Raw genomic sequence first — 19,146 nt, 5'->3', positions numbered from 1 at the left:
ATGAACCCGGTCGCCGACAGGCAAGCGCTGCGCACCGAGGACGATGCGCTGTCCAGCGCGCTGGTCCAGAGCTTCGGCATCGGCGTGCGCCAGTTGCGGCGCGCGCGCGGCTGGTCGCAGGAGCGCCTGGCCGAAAACTCGAACCTGAACCGCTCCTACATCGGGGAGATCGAGCGCGGCACCGCGATCGCATCTCTGGTGACCGTGGAAAAACTGGCCAATGCGCTGACCTTGTCGCCGTCCGAACTGGTCACGCGCGGGGAAAACATCAGCCAGCAGAACCTGGTGCGTGGCCTCAAGTTGATGGCTATAGCATGTTGAGCCATCCGTCCCCAGCCGCGACACTTTGAACCGTCGCTTCACACGTATTTTCCCTTAACCCACCCATATTGGAGTCCAGATGTCGGCAACAGTCGGCGGTACCACCGCACTCGGCGATAACGCAGCAAGGCAACTAGCCAACGCCACCAAAACCGCGCCTCAACTCGAAACCATCAGCCCGCGCTGGTTGACGCATCTGTTGCAATGGGTTCCGGTGGAGGCCGGCATCTATCGCTTGAACAAGGTCAGGAATCCGGAATCGATCAAGGTCACCTGCACCGCGCGCGAAGAGGAAAACCAGTTGCCGCGCACCTTCGTCGACTACGAAGAGCAGCCGCGCGAGTACTTCCTGAATGCGGTGTCCACCATCCTCGATGTGCATACCCGCGTCTCGGACCTGTACAGCAGCCCGCACGACCAGATCAAGGAACAGCTGCGCCTGACCATCGAGACCATCAAGGAAAACCAGGAAAGCGAACTGATCAACAATCCTGATTACGGCCTGCTGGCCCAGGTGACGGACGAGCAGCGCATCTTCCCGCTGACCGGCGCGCCGACGCCGGACGACCTCGACGAGCTGCTGACCAAGGTCTGGAAAGAGCCGGCCTTCTTCCTGGCGCATCCGCTGGCGATCGCCGCCTTCGGCCGCGAAGCCACCCGCCGCGGCACCCCGCCGCCGACCATCAGCCTGTTCGGTTCGCAGTTCATCACCTGGCGCGGCGTCCCGCTGATCCCGTCGGACAAGGTGCCGGTGGCCGACGGCAAGAGCAAGATCCTGCTCTTGCGCGTGGGCGACAAGCGCCAGGGCGTGGTCGGCCTGTTCCAGCCGGGACTGCCGGGCGAACAGAGCCCGGGCCTGTCGGTACGCTTCATGGGCATCAACAACCATGCGATCTCGTCGTACCTGATCTCGCTGTATTGCTCGCTGGCGGTGCTGACCACCGATGCGCTGGCGGTGCTGGACGATGTCGAGATCAACAAGTACCACGACTATCCCGACACCTACAAATAAGAGGCCTCAATCGTGAGCATCCCCTCTTCCGCTCCCGCCGGGCCGGGCCTGCCTGCGGCGGCCGCCGCGCCGGATGTGTCGGCGGCGCCGTTCGACCCGGCGCTGCTGGCGCGCCTGGCCACGGAACTGTTCGCCGCGCCGCCGCGTTCAGCTCCATTTGCGCCGCATGGCGTGCAGGCGCCGGCCAACATCGCGCCGCCGGCTTCGCCGCTGTCCGGCCCGGCCGGCTTCGGCCAGGGCGTGCCGGGCACCGCCATTCCCCAGGGACTGGCGCCGGGCGTCAACCTGATCCCGTCGTCGCCGCACCAGGTGCTGTCACTGGGCAACCGCGCGCCGTCGCTGGCGCCGGCCGCGCAAGCCGGCAACGGCGTGCCCGACAAGGCGCTGTCGGCGCTGCCGGCTTATGAGCCGCGCCTGGGCGGCGCCGTCACCGGCGTGCCGCAAGCCGTCTCGCCGCCGGCGCGATTGCCTGCGGCCGATAGCGGTTATTACTTCCTCGACGGCGGCCACGGCCATCCGCAAGCGGCCGGAGCGCCTGCGGCACAGCCGCCGCAGGCATCGGCCACGCCGCAGTATTACTTCCTGCATGCGGTGGAATTGCCCAGCGGCTTCGTTACGCCGCCCAAGGAAGATCCGCACGGCCGGGCGCCGCTGGCCGGCAGCGGGCATCATCCGCCGTTCGATGTGCATGCGGTGCGGCGCGACTTTCCGATCCTGCAGGAGCGCGTCAATGGCCGCCAACTGATCTGGTTCGACAACGCCGCCACCACGCACAAGCCGCAATCGGTGATCGACCGCATCAGCGAGTTCTACCGCCGCGAAAACTCCAACATCCACCGCGCCGCGCATGAACTGGCCGCGCGCGCCACCGATGCCTACGAAGGCGCGCGCGAACGCGTGCGCGGCTTCATCAATGCGCCGGACGTGAACGAGGTCATCTTCGTGCGCGGCACCACCGAGGCCATCAACCTGGTGGCCAAGAGCTGGGGCGCCAAGCACGTCGGCGCCGGCGACGAGATCATCGTCTCGCACCTGGAACACCACGCCAACATCGTCCCCTGGCAGCAGCTGGCGGCCGAGAAAGGCGCCAGGCTGCGCGTGATCCCGGTGGATGATTCGGGGCAGGTCTTGCTGGACGAATACGCCAAGCTGCTCAACGAGCGCACCAAAATCGTGGCCGTCACGCAGGTCTCGAACGCGCTGGGCACGGTCACGCCGGTCAAGGAGATCGTCGAACTGGCGCATCGCGCCGGCGCCAAAGCGCTGGTCGACGGCGCGCAATCGGTGTCGCACATGCGCACCGACGTGCAGGCGCTGGGGGCGGACTTTTTCGTGTTCTCCGGCCACAAGGTATTCGGGCCGACCGGCATCGGCGTGGTCTGGGGCAAGCGCGCAGTGCTGGAAGACATGCCGCCCTGGCAAAGCGGCGGCAACATGATCGCCGATGTCACCTTCGAGAAGACGATATTCCAGCCGCTGCCCAACACCTTTGAAGCCGGCACCGGCAACATCGCCGATGCCGTCGGCCTGGGCGCGGCGATCGACTATGTCAACCGCATCGGCATCGAGAACATCGCCGGCTATGAGCATGCGCTGCTGGAGTACGGCATGCAAAAGCTGGGCGAGATCAAAGGCCTGCGGCTGATCGGCACGGCCGCGCACAAGGCCAGCGTGATGTCCTTCGTGCTGGACGGCTATTCGACCGAGGAAGTCGGCAAGGCGCTCAACCAGGAAGGCATCGCGGTGCGCACCGGCCACCACTGCGCCCAACCCATCCTGCGCCGCTTCGGCGTGGAAACCACCGTGCGTCCGTCGCTGGCGTTCTACAACACCTTCGACGAGATCGACTGCCTGCTGGCTGTCGTCAGGCGCCTTGCCGCCCAGCGCGGCAAGCACTGAAGGAGCAGGAATACCGCAGATGGCCCCGGATGCAGCAAGGGCCATCTGCTGCACTATTGTCATTACCGCCATCAGGACATCGCGTTCCTGATGGTCGATCCGCCCCTTTCCCACGCCCTTTCCACGCCCTTTCCTCCGACTGAAACGCTCCCCCGCCAGCAGCGCGCCCTCCCGCACCCCGTGCGGGCGGCCGCGGCTATTGCATAACCATGAAGAAATACGCACAATCGGCACCAAAAGAGTGCGCCGTTACGATGTTGTCATCCATGGTGCCGACCTTGACCTCCCATGCGCGTACCTGACAGCCAATTTCAACAGTTTTTTCACGTCGTAAAAAGGGAAGAAAATGCGCATAACAAACTTGAAAATTGGTACACGTCTGAGCATCGGTTTTGGATTTCTGGTGGTGTTGTTGATGGTGATGGCAACATTCGGATCCTCACGGCTATCCATGCTGAATTCACAGATAGATGACGTCATCAACGATAAATATCCTAAAACCGTATTGGCCAACGAGGTCATCGACAAGGTCAACCTGATCGCGCGCGCTTCGCGCAACATATTGCTGATGAACGATCCCGAACAGATCGGCAAGGAAATACAGGTGATCCATGAAGCCAGCCGGAAGAGCCAGGCTGCGATCGAGAAACTCGACGGCATGATCAGCGGCGACAAGGGACGCGCCCTGATGAAGAGCATCCTGGAGGCGCGTACGCAATACAATGCCACGCGCGACGAGGTGCTGCGGCTGGTACAGGAAGGCGCCAGGAACGAAGCCACCATCCTCTTGCTGGAAACGGTCCGGCCCTTGCAATTGGGCTACATGAGCGCGGTTGAAACATTGATCGCGCACCAGAACCAGCTGATGCACGAGTCCGGCGAAGATGCCAAGACCGAGTACCTGGAAGCGCGCAACCTGATGATCGCCCTGGGCACGATCGCCATCGTTTTCGCCGCGCTGACGGCCTGGCTGGTGACGCGCAGCATCACCTCGCCGCTCAACCGCGCCGTCAAGGTGGCGCAAACCGTCGCCGCCGGGGACCTGACCTCGCACATCGACGCCACCGGCAAGGATGAGACCGGGCAACTGCTGCGCGCCTTGCGGACCATGAATGACAATCTCCTCAATATTGTCACGCAGGTACGCCTGGGCACCGACACCATTTCCACCGCCTCGACCCAGATCGCCGCCGGCAACCTCGACCTGTCCAGCCGCACCGAGGAACAGGCCAGCTCGCTCGAAGAAACGGCGTCTTCCATGGAACAGCTGACCGCCACCGTCAAGCAAAATGCCGAGAATGCGCGCGAAGCGAACCAACTCGCCATCTCGGCGTCGGCCGTGGCAGTCGAAGGCGGCAGCGTCGTCGGCCAGGTGGTCGACACGATGACGGCCATCAATGCATCGTCGCGCAAGATTGTCGATATCATCGGCGTGATCGACGGCATTGCTTTCCAGACCAATATCCTGGCGCTCAATGCCGCCGTGGAAGCGGCGCGCGCCGGCGAGCAAGGGCGCGGTTTCGCGGTCGTGGCCAGCGAAGTGCGCACGCTGGCGCAACGCAGCGCCGCCGCCGCCAAGGAAATCAAGTCGCTCATCGACGACTCGGTCGACAAGGTCGACTCCGGCAGCAAACTGGTCGGGCAGGCAGGCCAGACCATGAACGAAGTGGTGGCCAGCGTCAAACGCGTGACCGACATCGTCGGTGAAATTACCGACGCCAGCCGCGAGCAAGGAGAAGGGATCGAACAGGTCAACCAGGCGGTTTCCCAAATGGACCAGGTGACCCAGCAAAATGCGGCGCTGGTCGAAGAAGCCGCGGCGGCCGCCCAGTCCTTGCAGCATCAGGCGTCCAACCTGTCCCAGATCGTTGGCGTGTTCAAGATCGACGACAACCGCCTGGCGCACGATGCAACTGCGGCGCCCGAACAATACGCCCGCAATATCACACCGAAGCCTCCCGCCCTGACGCGTGACGACGGGAAAAACCGTCAGGCGCCGGCAGCTACGGCGGCCAAGGACGACTGGGAACAATTCTAACGATCTCCCTCAGACACACCCGCTGATGCGGGTGTGTTCATCACGGGCTTGCATCCATTCACCAGTATTTGCAAAATACGCCATGTGCTTTTTATGGTGCCCTATCATGCATAGCCTGCCGCCACCCTCGCCAGCCGTTCCGCTTGATGGGAAACCATCATGATCATCCGTGAACGTCCGAATTTCTTAAAGATCTTCTTTCTTCTCCAGGGATCCATCGTCCCCAAGATCCTCCCGCAGATCCTGATCGTCGGCGTCCTTTCGGCCCTGGTGATGTTCGTGCATTTCCGCTGGCCGCACTTCTTGCCGATTTATGACGGCGGGCCTTTCGCACTGCTCGGCATCGCCATCTCGGTATTCCTCAGTTTCCGCAACAGCGCCTGTTACGACCGATGGTGGGAGGGACGCAAGCAATGGGGAGCGCTCATCCACGCCTCCCGCAACCTGGCGCGCCAGACTTGCATGCTGTCTTCGGAAGATCAGAAGCACCTGCTGAACCTCGCCTGCGCTTTTTCCCATGCGCTGGTGCACCATCTGCGGCCGGGCCAGAATGAAGCTGAAAATGTCTCCGCCTTCCTGAGCCCGGAAGAAACCTTGCTCTGGAAAAAAAGCCGTTTCCCTCCCGACCTGATTATCCGGCTGATGGGACGCAAGCTGGTCGCATTGAGGACGCAAGGCACAATCGGCGATATCCCGTACCAGATGCTGGACCGGACAATCGGAGAGATCGCCGGCGTCCTGGCCGCATGCGAGCGCATCCGCTCAACCCCGATACCGTTCCCCTATATGCTGTTGTTGAACCGTACGGCCTTTCTTTTCTGCCTGTGCATCCCATTCGGTTTCGCCCATACCCTCGGCTGGGCGACCCCGTTTCCCACCATGCTGATCGCCTATACGTTTTTCGGACTGGACAAGGTTGGTGACGAACTGGAAGATCCGTTTTCCATGCACGACAATGGCTTGCCCCTGTCATTCCTGGCCAAAGTGATCGAGCTCAACCTGCGGGAAGCGCTTGGCGAAGACAACCTGCCGCCGTTCCCTGTGGCGGAAGCATATATATTGCGTTAGCTTCCAGCGGCCGGTTCTACCCTGTCAGGTCGCCTTGCGTCCTGCATCGCGTCATTTTGCGGTGGTGAAAGGGGGCAATCGCCGCCAAAAGCCAACATCCGGCACGGTTAGCCTTACAAGCTCTTCGCAAAATCAATAATGGCGCTAGTGAGTAAGACAGGTCGCTCCTGTGAAAGCCAATGACCACAATCAGGCACAACGATACTGCCTCGCAAGTCCGTGACCAAAGACGGCATCGCCGCGATTATTTCCGCCATTCCTGGAATGCTTAGTCCGGTATCACGCTCGCCGACAAGATAAAGTGCAGGAATTGATATTGGAATACCAGCGATGGCCGCATCGAGTTTCCAATTTCTGTCCAGATTCCGGTAGTAGTTCAAGCCGCCACGAAATCCACTGCGCTCAAATGATTCAGCAAAAGTAGCCAGGTCATCTTGCGTTAGCCAGGATGGGAGCTGGTCGGGTACTGGAATAGCAGAGAGAAAACCCTCTTTGCGCGAAACCATGCCGAATGGATTGGGTGTTCCATCGTTGGGTAGTCGTGGGCCAGCTTCACCAGAGGCGGCAAACAGAATCTTGAGAAGCGTTTCCTTGACGTTAGCCTCCAGCTCTGCTTCGGCAACGCCCGGTGTTTGAAAGTACAAGGCATAGAGTTCCTCGTCGGCGGTCTTTGGAAAGAAGCTGGACGGAGCTACCGGTGCGCGCGGCATCATGGGAACACCTAGCGCGACTACGCCACGGAAGCGCTGTGGTTGTCGTAAGGCTGCTTGCCATGCGACAGTGGCTCCCCAATCATTGCCAACGATGACTGCGTTCTCCTGCCCTAATGCATCGAGCAACCCAACGATGTCGGCGACAATTTCGCAAATGTCGAACGCTTCGATATCATCTGGACTATCCGTTTTTCCATAGCCGCGCATGTCCGGCGCCACGACATGAAATCCTGCAGCCGCCAGCCCTTTTAGTTGGTGGCGCCAAGAATATGATGTTTCAGGAAAGCCATGACAGAGCAAAATTAAAGGGCCATTGCCTTGTTCGGCAATATGCATGTTGATGCCATTGACTCTCATCATGCGGTGCTGAATGTTGTCCACGCCAAAACCTCCCGGGTCAAAGTATTCGCAACATGATAAGTTACGCATACTTCAAGGTCAACCTCGTCATCCCCTCAAGTTAGAAAGGTAAAGATGCGTACCGATACACGTTTGGCTCGCATGCTGCATGTTTTGGTGCATATGCATTTATTTGGCGGTCGTGAAACTTCAGAAACCATTGCACTCATGCTCAATACCAATCCCGTGGTGGTGAGAAGGACGATGGGATGCCTGCGAAATCACGGCATCGTCCATTCAGAGGGAGGTAAAGGCGGCGGATGGGTGCTGGCGAAACCAGCGAAAAATGTCTCTTTACTCGAAGTACAAGCAGCGCTGAGTGATACGCAAATATTTTCAATCGGCCTGTCCTCTGACCATCCAACATGTCCGGTAGAGAAAGTTGTCAATGTTACGATTGGCGGAGCACTTCAAAAAGCCCAAGACAGTTTTATCAAGGAATTAAAGAGCATCACGTTGGCTGACCTGGCTTCATCTTTTCAGGAAAATAACTGACGTCGCATAAGGTCCCATCGGTTGAGCTTCTGCCTCGACTCTGCGGAGTCAGCTCTGGATTACTGGCTGAGCGGTACTTATTCCAAGCAGAGCGTATTTACTATGCAGGCGACCAGAAACTGCCATCTGCCCAAAAGGAAAATCTCTTTTAACCTCTATAGGCCACCTATGAAATATGTCATGACGGATGTCTTGAGAATCGCTTATCTGGAAGATGGCCCCGGCGAAGGCATCCCGGTCATTTTGCTTCATGGCTTTCCCTACAGCCCGGATTCGTATCGACAAGTAGCAGAACGACTCGCAGCCGACGGGTTTCGCTGTATCAGGCCTTTTTTGCGCGGCTACGGGGAGACGAGCTTTGTGTCGCAAGAGACGCCGCGGTCGGGGCAGCAAGGCGCTCTTGGCGCCGACTTGTTGGCATTGATGGATGCACTGGAGATTCCGCGTGCGGTACTTGCCGGCTTCGATTGGGGCGGCCGTGCCGCATGCATTGTCGCCGCTCTTTGGCCAGAGCGGGTCATGGGTCTCGTCAGTAGCGGCAATGGCTACAACATCCAGTGCCTCAAAACTTCCCAGGAGCCCATAGCGCCGGAAGATGAACATCGGTTCTGGTATCAGTATTACTTTCACAGTCAGCGTGGATACAACGCTCTTTGCAAGGACAGAATGCGTTTGTGCCGTTACCTCTGGCAAGAGTGGTCGCCCACATGGGCGTTCGACGATGCCACCTTTGCGTCGAGCGCGACGGCGTTTGAGAATCCTGATTTCGCGGAGGTCGTCGCCCACTCTTACCGGCACCGCTTCAATTTGGCCGCCGGGGATCCTGCTTACGACCATATCGAAGCCCTGTTGGCGCAACAGCCGTCGATATCCGTGCCGAGCATCGTGCTTGAGGGCGCTGACGATGGCGTAGACAGGCCGATATCGACGGATCTCGACCGTCCGCATTTCACGGGCCGTTACGATAAATTCCTCCTACAGGGGGCTGGGCACAACATCCCCCAGGAATCCCCGCAGCGGTATGTCGACATCTTGAAGAGCCTGCTCCAGGTAACGCGTAGCGGGAGTCGCGCACCGGTATAGGATCAGTCGCCCACCGGGCTCCGCATCACCTGAACCGGAACCGATTTGTAAGAAGGCGTACCGCTCTCTTTGTCGAAGTAGTCCAGCGGAACCAGGACATTGGCCTCCGGATAATAGGCGCCGACCGAACCGCGCGCGATGTTATAGGCGATGGCGGTTATCTTCTCCAGCCGAAGCTTTCTTCCGGGCAGCTTGGTTTCGATGTCGACCAGATCGCCATGTTCGATGCCGCATGCGGCGAGATCGTCTTCATGCATGAACAGGACATCGCGCCGTCCGAACACCCCGCGATAACGGTCATCCAGCGCGTAGATCGTCGTGTTGTACTGGTCGTGGCTGCGCAGCGTGATCAGGCGAAAAGCCTGCTCCCCGCCCAGCGCGCCGGCATCTTCCTGGACTTCGCCATAGACGGAAAACTGCGCCTTTCCTGTCGCGGTCGGCCATTTCCGCTCTGTCGGCGGCAGCGGCAAGCGGAACCCGCCCGGCGACCGGATGCGTTTATTGAAGTCGTCAAAACCGGGCACTGTGCGGGCGATCAGATCGCGAATCCTGTCATAGTCCGCCACCAGCTCCTTCCATGGCACTTTGCTGCCGGGCAAGGCGGCCTGTGCGATACCGGCAACGATGGCCGGCTCGGAACGCAGGTGCTCCGAAGCCGGCGCAAGCTTGCCGGCCGATGCATGGACCATCGACATGGAGTCCTCGACGGTAATCGATTGCGTCCCGCTGTCCTGGACGTCAAGCTCGGTACGCCCCAGGCAAGGAAAGAGGTAGGTTTCTTTGGCCACCAGCAGATGCGAACGGTTGAGCTTGGTGCCGACATGGACGCTCAGGTCGAGCTTTTCCATCGCGGCGAAACTTTGGCCGGCATCGGGCAGCGCCACCGCGAAATTCCCGCCCAGGCAAAGCAGCGCTTTCGATGAGCCGTCGATCATGGCCTGCATCGTCCTCACCGCATCGCGCCCATGATGGCGAGGGAGCTTGAAGCCGAACACATTTTCCATCCCCTGGAGGAAGGATTCCGATGGCTTTTCGGTAATCCCGACCGTCCGGTTTCCCTGGACATTGGAGTGGCCGCGCAATGGGCAAATGCCGGCTCCCGGTTTGCCGATGTTCCCCCGCAACAGCAACAGGTCGGCAATCAGGCGCACATTGGCGGTGCCTTTATTGTGCTGGGTAACGCCCATGCCGTAAGTGATGATGGTGGCATTCGATTTCGCATAGGCCGCGGCGACTTTGCCGAGATCGTCCCGCGTGAGCCCGCTGGCTTTCTCGATATCGGCCCAGGAGGTGGACTTGATCCCTGCGGCAAACGCATCGAAGCCTTCCGTATGCGTCTTGATGAAGTCGTGGTCCAGCACATTGCCTTGCATGTCTTCCATATCAAGGAGCAATTTAATCATGCCGGTGAGTGCCGCCGCGTCGCCGCCTCCCGCGACCTGGAAATAGGTAGAGGCGATTGGCGTCGAGCCATAGCTGGCCATTTCCAGCCAGTTCTGCGGATCGGCGAACCGTTCGAGGGCGCGCTCGCGCAAGGGATTGAACACGATGATGGGAACGCCGCGGCGAGCGGCCTCATGCAGCGTCCCCATCATCCGGGGGTGGTTGGTCCCGGGATTGTGGCCGATGGAAATGATGAGTTCGCAGCAGTCGAAGTCGTCCAGCGATACGGTGCCTTTGCCGATGCCGATCGATTTCGGCAAGCCTACGCTGGTAGGCTCATGGCACATGTTGGAACAATCCGGGAAATTGTTGGTGCCGTATTCACGGGCCAGCAGCTGGAAGAGATATGCGGCCTCGTTCGAGGCGCGGCCTGAGGTGTAGAAATCGACCTGTTCCGGCGACAATCCCCGGAGGATTTCCCCGATCCGCGCAAATGCGTCTTCCCACGCTACCGCCTTGAACTTGTCCGTTGCGCGGTCGTAGACCAGCGGATGGGTAAGGCGCCCTTTATCCTCCAGCTCGTAATCGGATTTCTTGAGGAGCTGGGAGACGGTGTTTTCCTGGAAGAAATCCGGCGTCACCCGCTTGCTTGTGGCCTCCCAGGTGACGGCCTTGGCGCCGTTCTCGCAGAACTGGAAGGTGGACCGGTGCTCCTTGTCCGGCCAGGCGCAACCGGGACAGTCAAAGCCGTCGGGCTGGTTGGTCCGCAGCAGCGTGATGGGCGCCTTCACGCTGGCCATTTGCTCCCGGACTGCTTCGGCGGTCGCCTTGAGCGCGCCCCATCCGCCGGCAGGTGCATCGTATTGCCTGATGCCTGGAACTTCGCGTCGATTCGCCATATTCCTCTCCTTGCGCCAGCCCTGGATCGCCAGGGACGGCCTGATGGACCATCACGGATGACAATGCACTGCCTGCGGGGCTTGCGCCTAGTCGCTATCTTCCGGTGCAATCCCTGCGCTCGCCAAGGCATCCAAACTTGGCACGAAATAGATCGCAGAAGAAAGGGGCGTGGAAAAATCCAGCAACCGATCGGTCTGTTCAATCCCGTCGGGGCCGACCCCATACATCTGCTCAAGCATTCCCAGCGTCACGGAAATGTCGCGGCAAAAACCAACGAACATGATGCCCGACTCCCGCGCATTGCCATAGTTGGCATTGCGCCGGACGATATCCATTTCCTCGCCATTCCTCCGGAACTGGTTTCTGCCGACATGGGAATTGCCAGGCAGCGGGTCCAGTTCGTGGCTGCCGGCTTTGGTTCTCCCCCAGACGCCTTCGGCTTCGCGCACGGGAAGGGCTTTCAGTTTCTCCACGTCCATGGACCATTTCTGCACCAGCACCGTCGAGCCGCCCGCGCCTTTCTCGCCATCGGCAATGATCGCAACGCCATTGGCGCGAAACGGATTGGGATTGGCCACGCCATCGGCGAACCCATCGAAGGTCACATTGTTATGATAGGGAAAGCAGACCTGTTCGCTCACCAGGGTGGCGAAAGGACGCAGCAGCGCCACCGTCTTGCTCATGCTGTCATAGAGCGTGGCCGCATTCGATTGCGTGATCCAGATCCAGAAATCCTGCTGGGTCGCCGGGGCGATCATGCCATTGATGCCGACCAGATCCTGATCGAAGGAATGCAGGTTATCCGGGATATCCTCAGGGAAAATCCCCCGCCACAGCTCCGGCCTGACGCCCAGGACAATATTGGCCGTCCCGCCGGCCAGCTGGTGATGCCGGTCCAGCGTCGGATCCGCGATGCCTGTTATCTCCGCTTCCCACAGTTTGCCCAGCACCTTGAACAGGTCGCGGACATCGGTATTTTCCTTTAATGCGAACTGCAAATGAATCTCATCACGGGCCACCACCGACAGCATTGTTTGCGGAATTGCCATTTTCTTGACCTCGTCTTATCGCCTACCTGATTGTCAACGCACTATCCCTGAAAAACCTTCTTCAGGCAGGACAACAAGATAACTTATCTCGGCATAGGCTGCCTATCTGTCCAGATTATCAAAATGGATTGGCACAAGCCTTGCGGCGCCCATTGCACATTGGCTTCATGCCAGATCAAATGGATTGTCCGGCAGGCGAAATAGGAGCATTCCGGTATCTCCCGAAATATTTCCATGAGAAAATCTTATCGAGATTTTCTGTGAATATATCTCTGATGAAAAGAATGTATAACGTAACCAATAGTTAAAGCTCATCCGGTGAGAGCGCCAGTAACTACGTATTTCGATTTGGGGGATGTGAATCGACGTGGCCGTCTTAATCGTAGAGCACTCGAACGAGGGATCAGCGAGCATACGAAAAGCTCTTCATTCCATGGGGCTTCCCATGAGATCTGTTTCCTCTGTTTCTCAATTGGATGTTGAGATTCAAAAAAAAAGCCGTCAATCATCGTCATTGAGGCTTCCCGAGCCATGGGCGATTATCTGCCGCTGATTGCCAATTTGCGCCAGAAATTTCCCATGCTGGGGATTGTGGTCATCGCTGAGAATTTTGACGAAACGGTTCATGCCAAGGCATTGCATGACGGCGCCGACTATTTTCTCTACAAGCCGCTCAAGGATTCGGTTTTTCTGGCGACGATCCGTTCGTTCTTGCGGCGGCTGCATATCCTGCCCGACTCCGCCCTCAACACGGCAGAGTCGTGGCGCTTGCATCGGCGCAACGGCACCCTGATCAGCCCCGGAAATGAACGCATTAAATTGAGCGACAGGGAATGCGCCGTATTGACTACCTTGTTTTTGAGTCCGCATTTCCCGGTGAGCTCCGAGCGCCTGCTGCATGCGCTCAATATGGCTGCGGATATTTTTGATCCGCATCGAATCGACACCATCATCTATCGAATCAGGAAAAAACTAAACCAGCTCAGTCATTCGACATTCGAAATCAGGAATATTTACGGCAAAGGCTTCATCTGCGTTGGAACGAAAGAAAGTGCGATCTTTTATGTCTGGGATGGATAACAATCTAATTGCATACTTGAGCAGTCTCGGGCTTGTGACCGTATGCCTGGGCATCGCCTGCGCCAGGCTGGCCCGTATCGCGAAACAACGCAATGACCTGGCCGCCAGGCTGGCGGAATCGGCGGCGGCCAATGAAGAACTGAAAAAGCTCGCGCTCTATGACTGGCTGACCGGACTTCCCAATCGGCTGCTGCTGGAAGACCGCATCAACCAGGCAATCGCCAAGGCGCAAAGGGAACAGGGGCGCTTTGTCGTCCTCTTTCTCGACCTCGATTGCTTCAAGATGGTCAATGACAAGTTCGGCCACGCGGCCGGCGATCTCCTGTTGAATCAGATCGCCTTGCGGCTTTCCGAGAATCTGCGCCATCACGACACCGTCGCGCGGATGGGCGGCGATGAATTTGTCGTCGTTGCCGAAGTCATGACAGCGCAGGATATCTCCGCGATCTGCGACAAGGTCGCCGAGTCGTTTGCCAGCCCGTTCCTCATTGCCGGAAAGACGCTGGCCATCGATGCCAGCATCGGTCGCGCGCAATACCCGGAAGATGGCCAATCCATTGAAGATTTGCTGTCGAAAGCGGATGACGGGATGTACAACCTGAAAAATGGCAAGCGTTTCGATGTGAATTACATCATGGGGTGATGCGTCGCCAATGGCCGTGAGGGGAAACCGCCCGAAGGCGGCAATGCCGTTCAGTGAATACCTGAACGGCATTTTCATTTGCAGCGGGAAGATGGCGCCGGTTCGGGCCGGGTAGCGACAAAGCAGCGTACAACGCCCTTACGGCAAACAGGAGAATGACTTAATATAGGCCCGAACTTGCCCGCAATCATCTGCATTGCCCCATCACACCGTTTTTAGCATGGCGACCTATCTTGCGTTAGCTTCGATGAACCTTAACGTGCCCGACAACCGGCCACGACGACAAAAGCGTGCGTTCTATCGTGGGTGACACATTGGACACAGCCGCCACCCTGCATCTGGACACCACATCGAATCCGCCGCATCTGCATGCGGGCGGCGACTGGACCCTGCCTCACTACGGCAAGCTGCAGAACCAAATTGCCGCGATACGCCTGCCGCCGGCGGCGCCCCTGAACATCAGCGTTGCACAACTCACCGCGCTCGATACCTCCGGCGCCGTCCTGCTGGCCGAACTGCTGGGCGCCCCGCGCACGCGCGAACTGGCGCAAGACGGCAGCGGCCTGCCCGCCGCATGGCGTTCTTTGCTGGCCACGGTAGCCCAAGCGCTGGAGCAAACGTCGGCCGCGCCGCCGCCGGCCAAACATGGCTGGATCTCCGACCTGCTGGCGCGCATCGGGGTTGCCATGGTCGGCCTGCGCGCCAACACGGTGGCCTTGCTGGGCTTTACCGGCCTCACGCTGCAAACCCTGGCCGGCAGCCTGTTGCGCCCTTCCCGCTGGCGAGTGACGGCGACCGTCGCCCAGATTGAACAGACCGGCCTGGACGCGGTGCCGATCGTGGCCCTGCTCACCTTCATGGTGGGCGCGGTGATTGCCTTTCTTGGCGCCACGGTGCTGGCCAATTTCGGCGCCAGCATCTATACGGTCGACCTGGTGGCCTTCTCGTTCCTGCGTGAATTCGCCGTGCTGCTGACCGCCATCCTGATGGCGGGGCGCACGGCCAGCGCCTTTACCGCGCAGATCGGCTCGATGAAGGCCAATGAAGAAATCGACGCGATCCGCGCATTGGGCCTGGATCCGCTGCAGATGCTGGTGCTGCCCCGCGTGCTGGCCTTGCTGGTGGCCATGCCGGCATTGACCTTCATCGCCATGATGTCGGGCATGCTCGGCGGCGCCGTGGTGTGCGCACTGACGCTCGATATCAGCCCGACCATGTTCATGACCTTGCTGCAGCAGGATGTCGGCATCCGGCATTTCTGGCTAGGTATGTGCAAGGCGCCGCTGTTCGCTTTCGTCATCGCGCTTATCGGTTGCCTGGAAGGTTTCAAGGTCAGCGGCAGCGCGCAATCGGTCGGCCAGCATACGACTTCAAGCGTGGTGCAGTCGATCTTCCTGGTCATCCTGCTCGACGCCGTTGCGGCATTGTTCTATATGGAGATGGGATGGTGACCCCGGATAACGGCCGGACGGCATCTGAAGTGGTGATCGATGTGGAAGGACTCACCAACCGCTTCGGCAAGCAGACGGTACATGACAAGCTTGACCTGCAAGTGATGAAGGGAGAAATCCTGGGTGTCGTCGGCGGCTCCGGCACCGGCAAGTCGGTTCTCCTGCGCAGCATCGTCGGCCTGCAAAAACCGGCCGCCGGCAACGTCCACGTCTTCGGCCAGAACCTGTCCGCGCTGGCGCCGCAGGAACGCTCCCGCTACGAACGCCGCTTCGGCGTACTGTTTCAGCGCGGCGCCCTGTTCTCTTCACTCACGGTATTGGAAAACGTCGCCTTGCCGCTCGTCGAATACGGCGGCCTGGCGGCCGGGGAAGCGCAGCACCTGGCCGCCGTCAAACTGGCGCTGGCCGGGCTCCCTCCGGGAGCTGGCGACAAGTATCCGGCCTCGCTGTCGGGCGGCATGGTCAAGCGGGCCGCGCTGGCCCGCGCCCTCGCGCTCGATCCCGACATCCTGTTCCTCGACGAACCCACTGCCGGCCTGGACCCGATCGGCGCCGCCGCCTTCGACAACCTGATCGTCACCCTGCGCGACGCGCTGGGACTGACGGTCTTCCTGGTGACCCACGATCTGGATACACTGTACGCAATCTGCGACCGGGTAGCGGTGCTGTCAGCCAAGCGGGTACTGGTCGTGGCCGATATCGACACGGTGGCGGCAACGCCGGATCCCTGGGTACACGACTATTTTCAAGGGCCGCGCGGCCGCGCAGCCAGTCAGGCCGCACTTGGCAACGCCGCACTTTCACAGCAGGAACCACACTGACCATGGAAACACGTGCCCATCATGTCCTCATCGGACTCTTCACCGTCCTGGTCGCCGCGGCGGCCTTGCTGTTCTGCCTGTGGCTCAACAAGTCCAGCGGCGACAAGGACATCAGCTATTACACGATCGTCTTCAACGAAGCCGTCAGCGGCCTGTCCAAAGGCAGCCCGGTGCAGTACAGCGGCATCAAGGTCGGCGATGTTTCCTCGCTGACCCTCGATCCGCAAGACCCGCGCAAAGTGCTGGCGCGCATCCGCATCGTCGGCAACGTCCCCATCAGGCAGGATACCGGCGCCAAGCTCGCCCTTGCCGGCATCACCGGGACTTCCCTGATCCAGCTCACCAACGGCTCCCCGCAAAGTCCCAAACTGGAGGGCAAGGGCGACAGCGATCCGGTCATCATCGCCACGCCCTCGCCGCTGAGCGCGCTGCTGGCCAATGGCGAAGATGTCATGACCAACGTCAATGACGTGCTGCTCAACGCCAAGCAGTTCCTGGCCCCGGACAACGCCCGCCGTTTCGGCGAAACGCTGCAGCACCTGGAGCAGGCGACCAGCAGCCTGGCGGCCCAGAGCAATGGCCTGGGCCAACTGGTCCAGCAAATCGGCGACGCGTCGCAGCAAGCCAATGCCGCCATGCTGCAGGCCAACCGCCTGCTGTCGCATCAAGGCACCGACGCCATGAACAACATGCAGCAAGCCATGGCATCGCTGGCGGCCAGCAGCAAACAGATCGAACAGTTGCTCAGCCAGAACCAGGGCGCGCTCAACAGCGGCGCGCAAGGCCTTGCCGAGATCGGCCCGGCCGTCGCCGAACTGCGCAACACGCTGGCATCGGTCCGGGCCATCAGCCGCAAACTCGACAGCAATCCCGGCGGCTATCTGCTGGGGCAAGAAAAAATCCAGGAATTCCAGCCATGAACCTCCTCTCCTTTCGCACCCTGTCGGCGGCATGGCTGCTCAGCCTGACCGCCGCCTGCTCGATCCTGCCCAAGTCCGAGCCGGTCGCCATCTACCGCTTGCCGACGCTGGCCGCCGGCCAAGCCGCAGCCAGTACCCCGGCTGCGCCGGCCAGCCAGCGTTCGCTGAAGATAATCACGCCATATGGCGGTCGCGCCATCGACAGTGAACGGATCCTGGTCCTGCCTGAAGGCAACCTGATCCAGTCTTATCAAGGCGCGCGCTGGAGCGACCCGGCGCCGGTCCTGTTGCGCAACCGGCTGTTGCTGGCGTTTTCCGCCGATGGCCGCATCCGCAACCTGTCGACCGACGACAACAACGTGGCGGCCGACCTGGAACTCGGCGGCGACCTGATTGCCTTCCAGACTGAATACCGCAACGGGGCGCCGGTCGTCATCATCCAATTCAATGCGCGCCTGGTCGATACCGCCAGCCGCCGGATCATTGCCGTGCGCAGTTTCAATGTCAGCCAGCCGGTTGCGGGAACCAAGGTGCCGGAAGTCGTCAATGCCTTTGGCGCTGCCAGCGGTACGTTGGCGGCGGAAATTCTCGATTGGGTGACGGGAGCGCCGGGCATGCATGCCAAGTCCTGATGCGAGTCTGGCTGAGCGCTGAAGCGACCGAGGCTTGCAAGATGCTGATGATCTGTCGTCGGTAGTTTCCAGAATCAACGCCAGCCTTGACTAATAAGGATCGGGCTTTTCGATACAAAGCATCTGCCTCGGTGCCGGCGCGTCGACTACATCTCTGAATGCATACTGCTGGCAATTTTCAGCGGTCGCTAACACCTATCGAAGACTGATACGTGCCAGGACTCGAGTCTCGCTGTTGACTTAGTCCCAAGATGCCGAAGATCCCGGTTTAGCGTGGTACCGGGTCACCTTGAAAGCAGACTGGAGTAAACCCGATGAAGTTAAAGCAACGTTTGGCAATGCCAGCATCCTGAAAGATGGCCGTGTCGTTTTCAATATTGCCGGAAACAAATATCGACTCATTGTTTGGATCAACTATGACTACCGCATCGTTTATGTCCGTTTTATTGGAACCCATGCCCAGTACGACAAAATTGATGCCCAGACGATTTAATGGAGCAGATCATGGATATCAAACCTATCAAAACTGATGCCGACTACCGTGCCGCGCTGACAGAAATCGAGGGACTTATGATGGCCAAGCTCAATACACCGGAAGGTGATCGCCTGGATGTCCTTGTCACGCTTGTCGAAGCCTACGAAGCCAAGCACTATCCGATCGATCTGCCTGATCCTGTCGAGGCGATCAAATTCAGAATGGAACAAGCCGGGCTTACCGTTAAAGATCTGGAACCGTATATTGGCCGATCCAATCGCGTCTATGAAGTCCTTAATAGAAAGCGCCCTCTCACTCTCGGGATGATTTGGAAGCTCAATAGAGGGTTGGGTATTCCCGCAGAGAGCTTGATAAAGCCTCCTAAAACGATTGCTACTTAATGAAGCGTTCTATTGGAAGCGCGGTAATTCCAATGATAGCTTGGTCAAACTCACCCCAAAAATTTCTTTAAGAAAGCCGCCCGAAAGCGGCCTGCCGAGAGCATCCTAACCAAAGATATTCGAATCTCGTAACAGCTGCAAAACAGCGATTACCAGTTCGACAATCCTGATTAGGAACTCGACCCATTTCTGGATCATCATGTTGTTCTCCGTCGGATTTATCAAAATACCCGATCAGAAATGGCAAACATGCATACATAAAAAGTAAAAGATCACAGAAAGAGTGTCACTCTTACCTGGCAGATCAGCTTTCTTCGAATTCCCCCTCAGAACTTGATATTCCTAGACTACGTATCTGGAGTA

General features: G+C 59.2%; 18 protein-coding genes and 1 pseudogene. 16 read left to right on the top strand and 3 right to left on the bottom strand.

The features are described from left to right. The 6 genes from AC07N6_RS00740 to AC07N6_RS00715 all read left to right on the top strand — a co-directional run bounded on the left by AC07N6_RS00740 (position 1) and on the right by AC07N6_RS00715 (position 6,338). The gene (locus AC07N6_RS00740) at positions 1-321 is read left to right on the top strand and encodes a helix-turn-helix domain-containing protein (protein ID WP_494780421.1); all 321 of its coding nucleotides are present in this window, start codon (positions 1-3) and stop codon (positions 319-321) included. Positions 322-400: 79 nt separating this feature from the next. After that, positions 401-1,333: a family 2A encapsulin nanocompartment shell protein gene (locus AC07N6_RS00735; protein ID WP_494780420.1), complete on the top strand. Its 933-nt coding sequence runs from the start codon at positions 401-403 to the stop codon at positions 1,331-1,333. A gap of 18 nt (positions 1,334-1,351) precedes the next feature. Next, positions 1,352-3,232 carry a family 2A encapsulin nanocompartment cargo protein cysteine desulfurase gene (locus AC07N6_RS00730; RefSeq protein ID WP_494781256.1) on the top strand — a complete coding sequence of 627 codons (1,881 nt, stop codon included), beginning with the start codon at positions 1,352-1,354 and terminating at the stop codon, positions 3,230-3,232. 288 nt (positions 3,233-3,520) lie between these two features. Continuing rightward, complete coding sequence (locus tag AC07N6_RS00725; RefSeq protein ID WP_494781289.1) at positions 3,521-3,706, top strand: hypothetical protein; 186 nt, start codon at positions 3,521-3,523, stop codon at positions 3,704-3,706. Continuing rightward, a complete protein-coding gene (locus tag AC07N6_RS00720) occupies positions 3,636-5,270 on the top strand; it encodes a methyl-accepting chemotaxis protein (protein WP_494781255.1) in 1,635 nt (544 codons plus the stop codon). The genes AC07N6_RS00725 and AC07N6_RS00720 overlap by 71 nt, the downstream gene beginning before the upstream one ends. A gap of 159 nt (positions 5,271-5,429) precedes the next feature. Further along, complete coding sequence (locus AC07N6_RS00715; protein WP_494780419.1) at positions 5,430-6,338, top strand: bestrophin family protein; 909 nt, start codon at positions 5,430-5,432, stop codon at positions 6,336-6,338. Between the two features lie 113 nt (positions 6,339-6,451). Here AC07N6_RS00715 and AC07N6_RS00710 read toward each other — a convergent pair whose 3' ends face one another. Continuing rightward, on the bottom strand, positions 6,452-7,432 hold the full coding sequence (locus AC07N6_RS00710) for an alpha/beta fold hydrolase (RefSeq protein ID WP_494780418.1): 981 nt from the start codon (positions 7,430-7,432) through the stop codon (positions 6,452-6,454). Between the two features lie 93 nt (positions 7,433-7,525). Between AC07N6_RS00710 and AC07N6_RS00705 the strand changes: the two genes are divergently transcribed. Both AC07N6_RS00705 and AC07N6_RS00700 read left to right on the top strand, forming a co-directional pair. Then, complete coding sequence (locus tag AC07N6_RS00705; RefSeq protein ID WP_494780417.1) at positions 7,526-7,945, top strand: RrF2 family transcriptional regulator; 420 nt, start codon at positions 7,526-7,528, stop codon at positions 7,943-7,945. Positions 7,946-8,125: 180 nt separating this feature from the next. Further along, positions 8,126-9,028 carry an alpha/beta fold hydrolase gene (locus AC07N6_RS00700; protein ID WP_494780416.1) on the top strand — a complete coding sequence of 301 codons (903 nt, stop codon included), beginning with the start codon at positions 8,126-8,128 and terminating at the stop codon, positions 9,026-9,028. Positions 9,029-9,030: 2 nt separating this feature from the next. Here AC07N6_RS00700 and AC07N6_RS00695 read toward each other — a convergent pair whose 3' ends face one another. Together AC07N6_RS00695 and AC07N6_RS00690 are read right to left on the bottom strand one after the other, a co-directional pair. Next, positions 9,031-11,310 (bottom strand): FdhF/YdeP family oxidoreductase, encoded by a 2,280-nt coding sequence (locus AC07N6_RS00695; protein WP_494780415.1) that lies wholly within the window; start codon positions 11,308-11,310, stop codon positions 9,031-9,033. An 87-nt stretch (positions 11,311-11,397) separates the two neighbouring features. Beyond that, a complete protein-coding gene (locus AC07N6_RS00690) occupies positions 11,398-12,360 on the bottom strand; it encodes a Dyp-type peroxidase (protein ID WP_494780414.1) in 963 nt (320 codons plus the stop codon). A gap of 531 nt (positions 12,361-12,891) precedes the next feature. On the opposite strand from AC07N6_RS00690, the gene AC07N6_RS00685 reads away from it, so the two are divergent. From AC07N6_RS00685 to AC07N6_RS00650, 8 genes and pseudogenes are all read left to right on the top strand, one after another. Further along, positions 12,892-13,440, top strand: coding sequence for a response regulator transcription factor (locus AC07N6_RS00685; RefSeq protein WP_494780413.1), 549 nt, complete (start codon positions 12,892-12,894; stop codon positions 13,438-13,440). Continuing rightward, complete coding sequence (locus tag AC07N6_RS00680) at positions 13,433-14,083, top strand: diguanylate cyclase domain-containing protein (protein WP_494780412.1); 651 nt, start codon at positions 13,433-13,435, stop codon at positions 14,081-14,083. Before AC07N6_RS00685 ends, AC07N6_RS00680 begins: the two co-directional genes overlap by 8 nt. Positions 14,084-14,397: 314 nt before the next feature. Continuing rightward, positions 14,398-15,534 carry an MlaE family ABC transporter permease gene (locus AC07N6_RS00675; protein WP_494780411.1) on the top strand — a complete coding sequence of 379 codons (1,137 nt, stop codon included), beginning with the start codon at positions 14,398-14,400 and terminating at the stop codon, positions 15,532-15,534. Beyond that, positions 15,528-16,355, top strand: a complete 828-nt coding sequence (locus tag AC07N6_RS00670) for an ABC transporter ATP-binding protein (protein ID WP_494780410.1) — start codon at positions 15,528-15,530, stop codon at positions 16,353-16,355. Before AC07N6_RS00675 ends, AC07N6_RS00670 begins: the two co-directional genes overlap by 7 nt. 2 nt (positions 16,356-16,357) lie before the next feature. Beyond that, on the top strand, positions 16,358-17,275 hold the full coding sequence (locus tag AC07N6_RS00665; RefSeq protein ID WP_494780409.1) for an MlaD family protein: 918 nt from the start codon (positions 16,358-16,360) through the stop codon (positions 17,273-17,275). Continuing rightward, positions 17,272-17,907 (top strand): ABC-type transport auxiliary lipoprotein family protein, encoded by a 636-nt coding sequence (locus tag AC07N6_RS00660; protein WP_494780408.1) that lies wholly within the window; start codon positions 17,272-17,274, stop codon positions 17,905-17,907. The genes AC07N6_RS00665 and AC07N6_RS00660 overlap by 4 nt, the downstream gene beginning before the upstream one ends. A gap of 280 nt (positions 17,908-18,187) precedes the next feature. Further along, positions 18,188-18,400 (top strand): annotated as a pseudogene (locus tag AC07N6_RS00655) (type II toxin-antitoxin system HigB family toxin); the annotation flags it as partial. 11 nt (positions 18,401-18,411) lie between these two features. Then, on the top strand, positions 18,412-18,783 hold the full coding sequence (locus tag AC07N6_RS00650; protein ID WP_494780407.1) for a helix-turn-helix domain-containing protein: 372 nt from the start codon (positions 18,412-18,414) through the stop codon (positions 18,781-18,783). Positions 18,784-19,146 lie beyond the last annotated feature (363 nt).

The sequence above is a fragment of the Herbaspirillum sp. GW821-FHT09A12 genome, from assembly GCF_059418325.1.
This window is presented reverse-complemented; position numbering and strand designations above follow the sequence as displayed.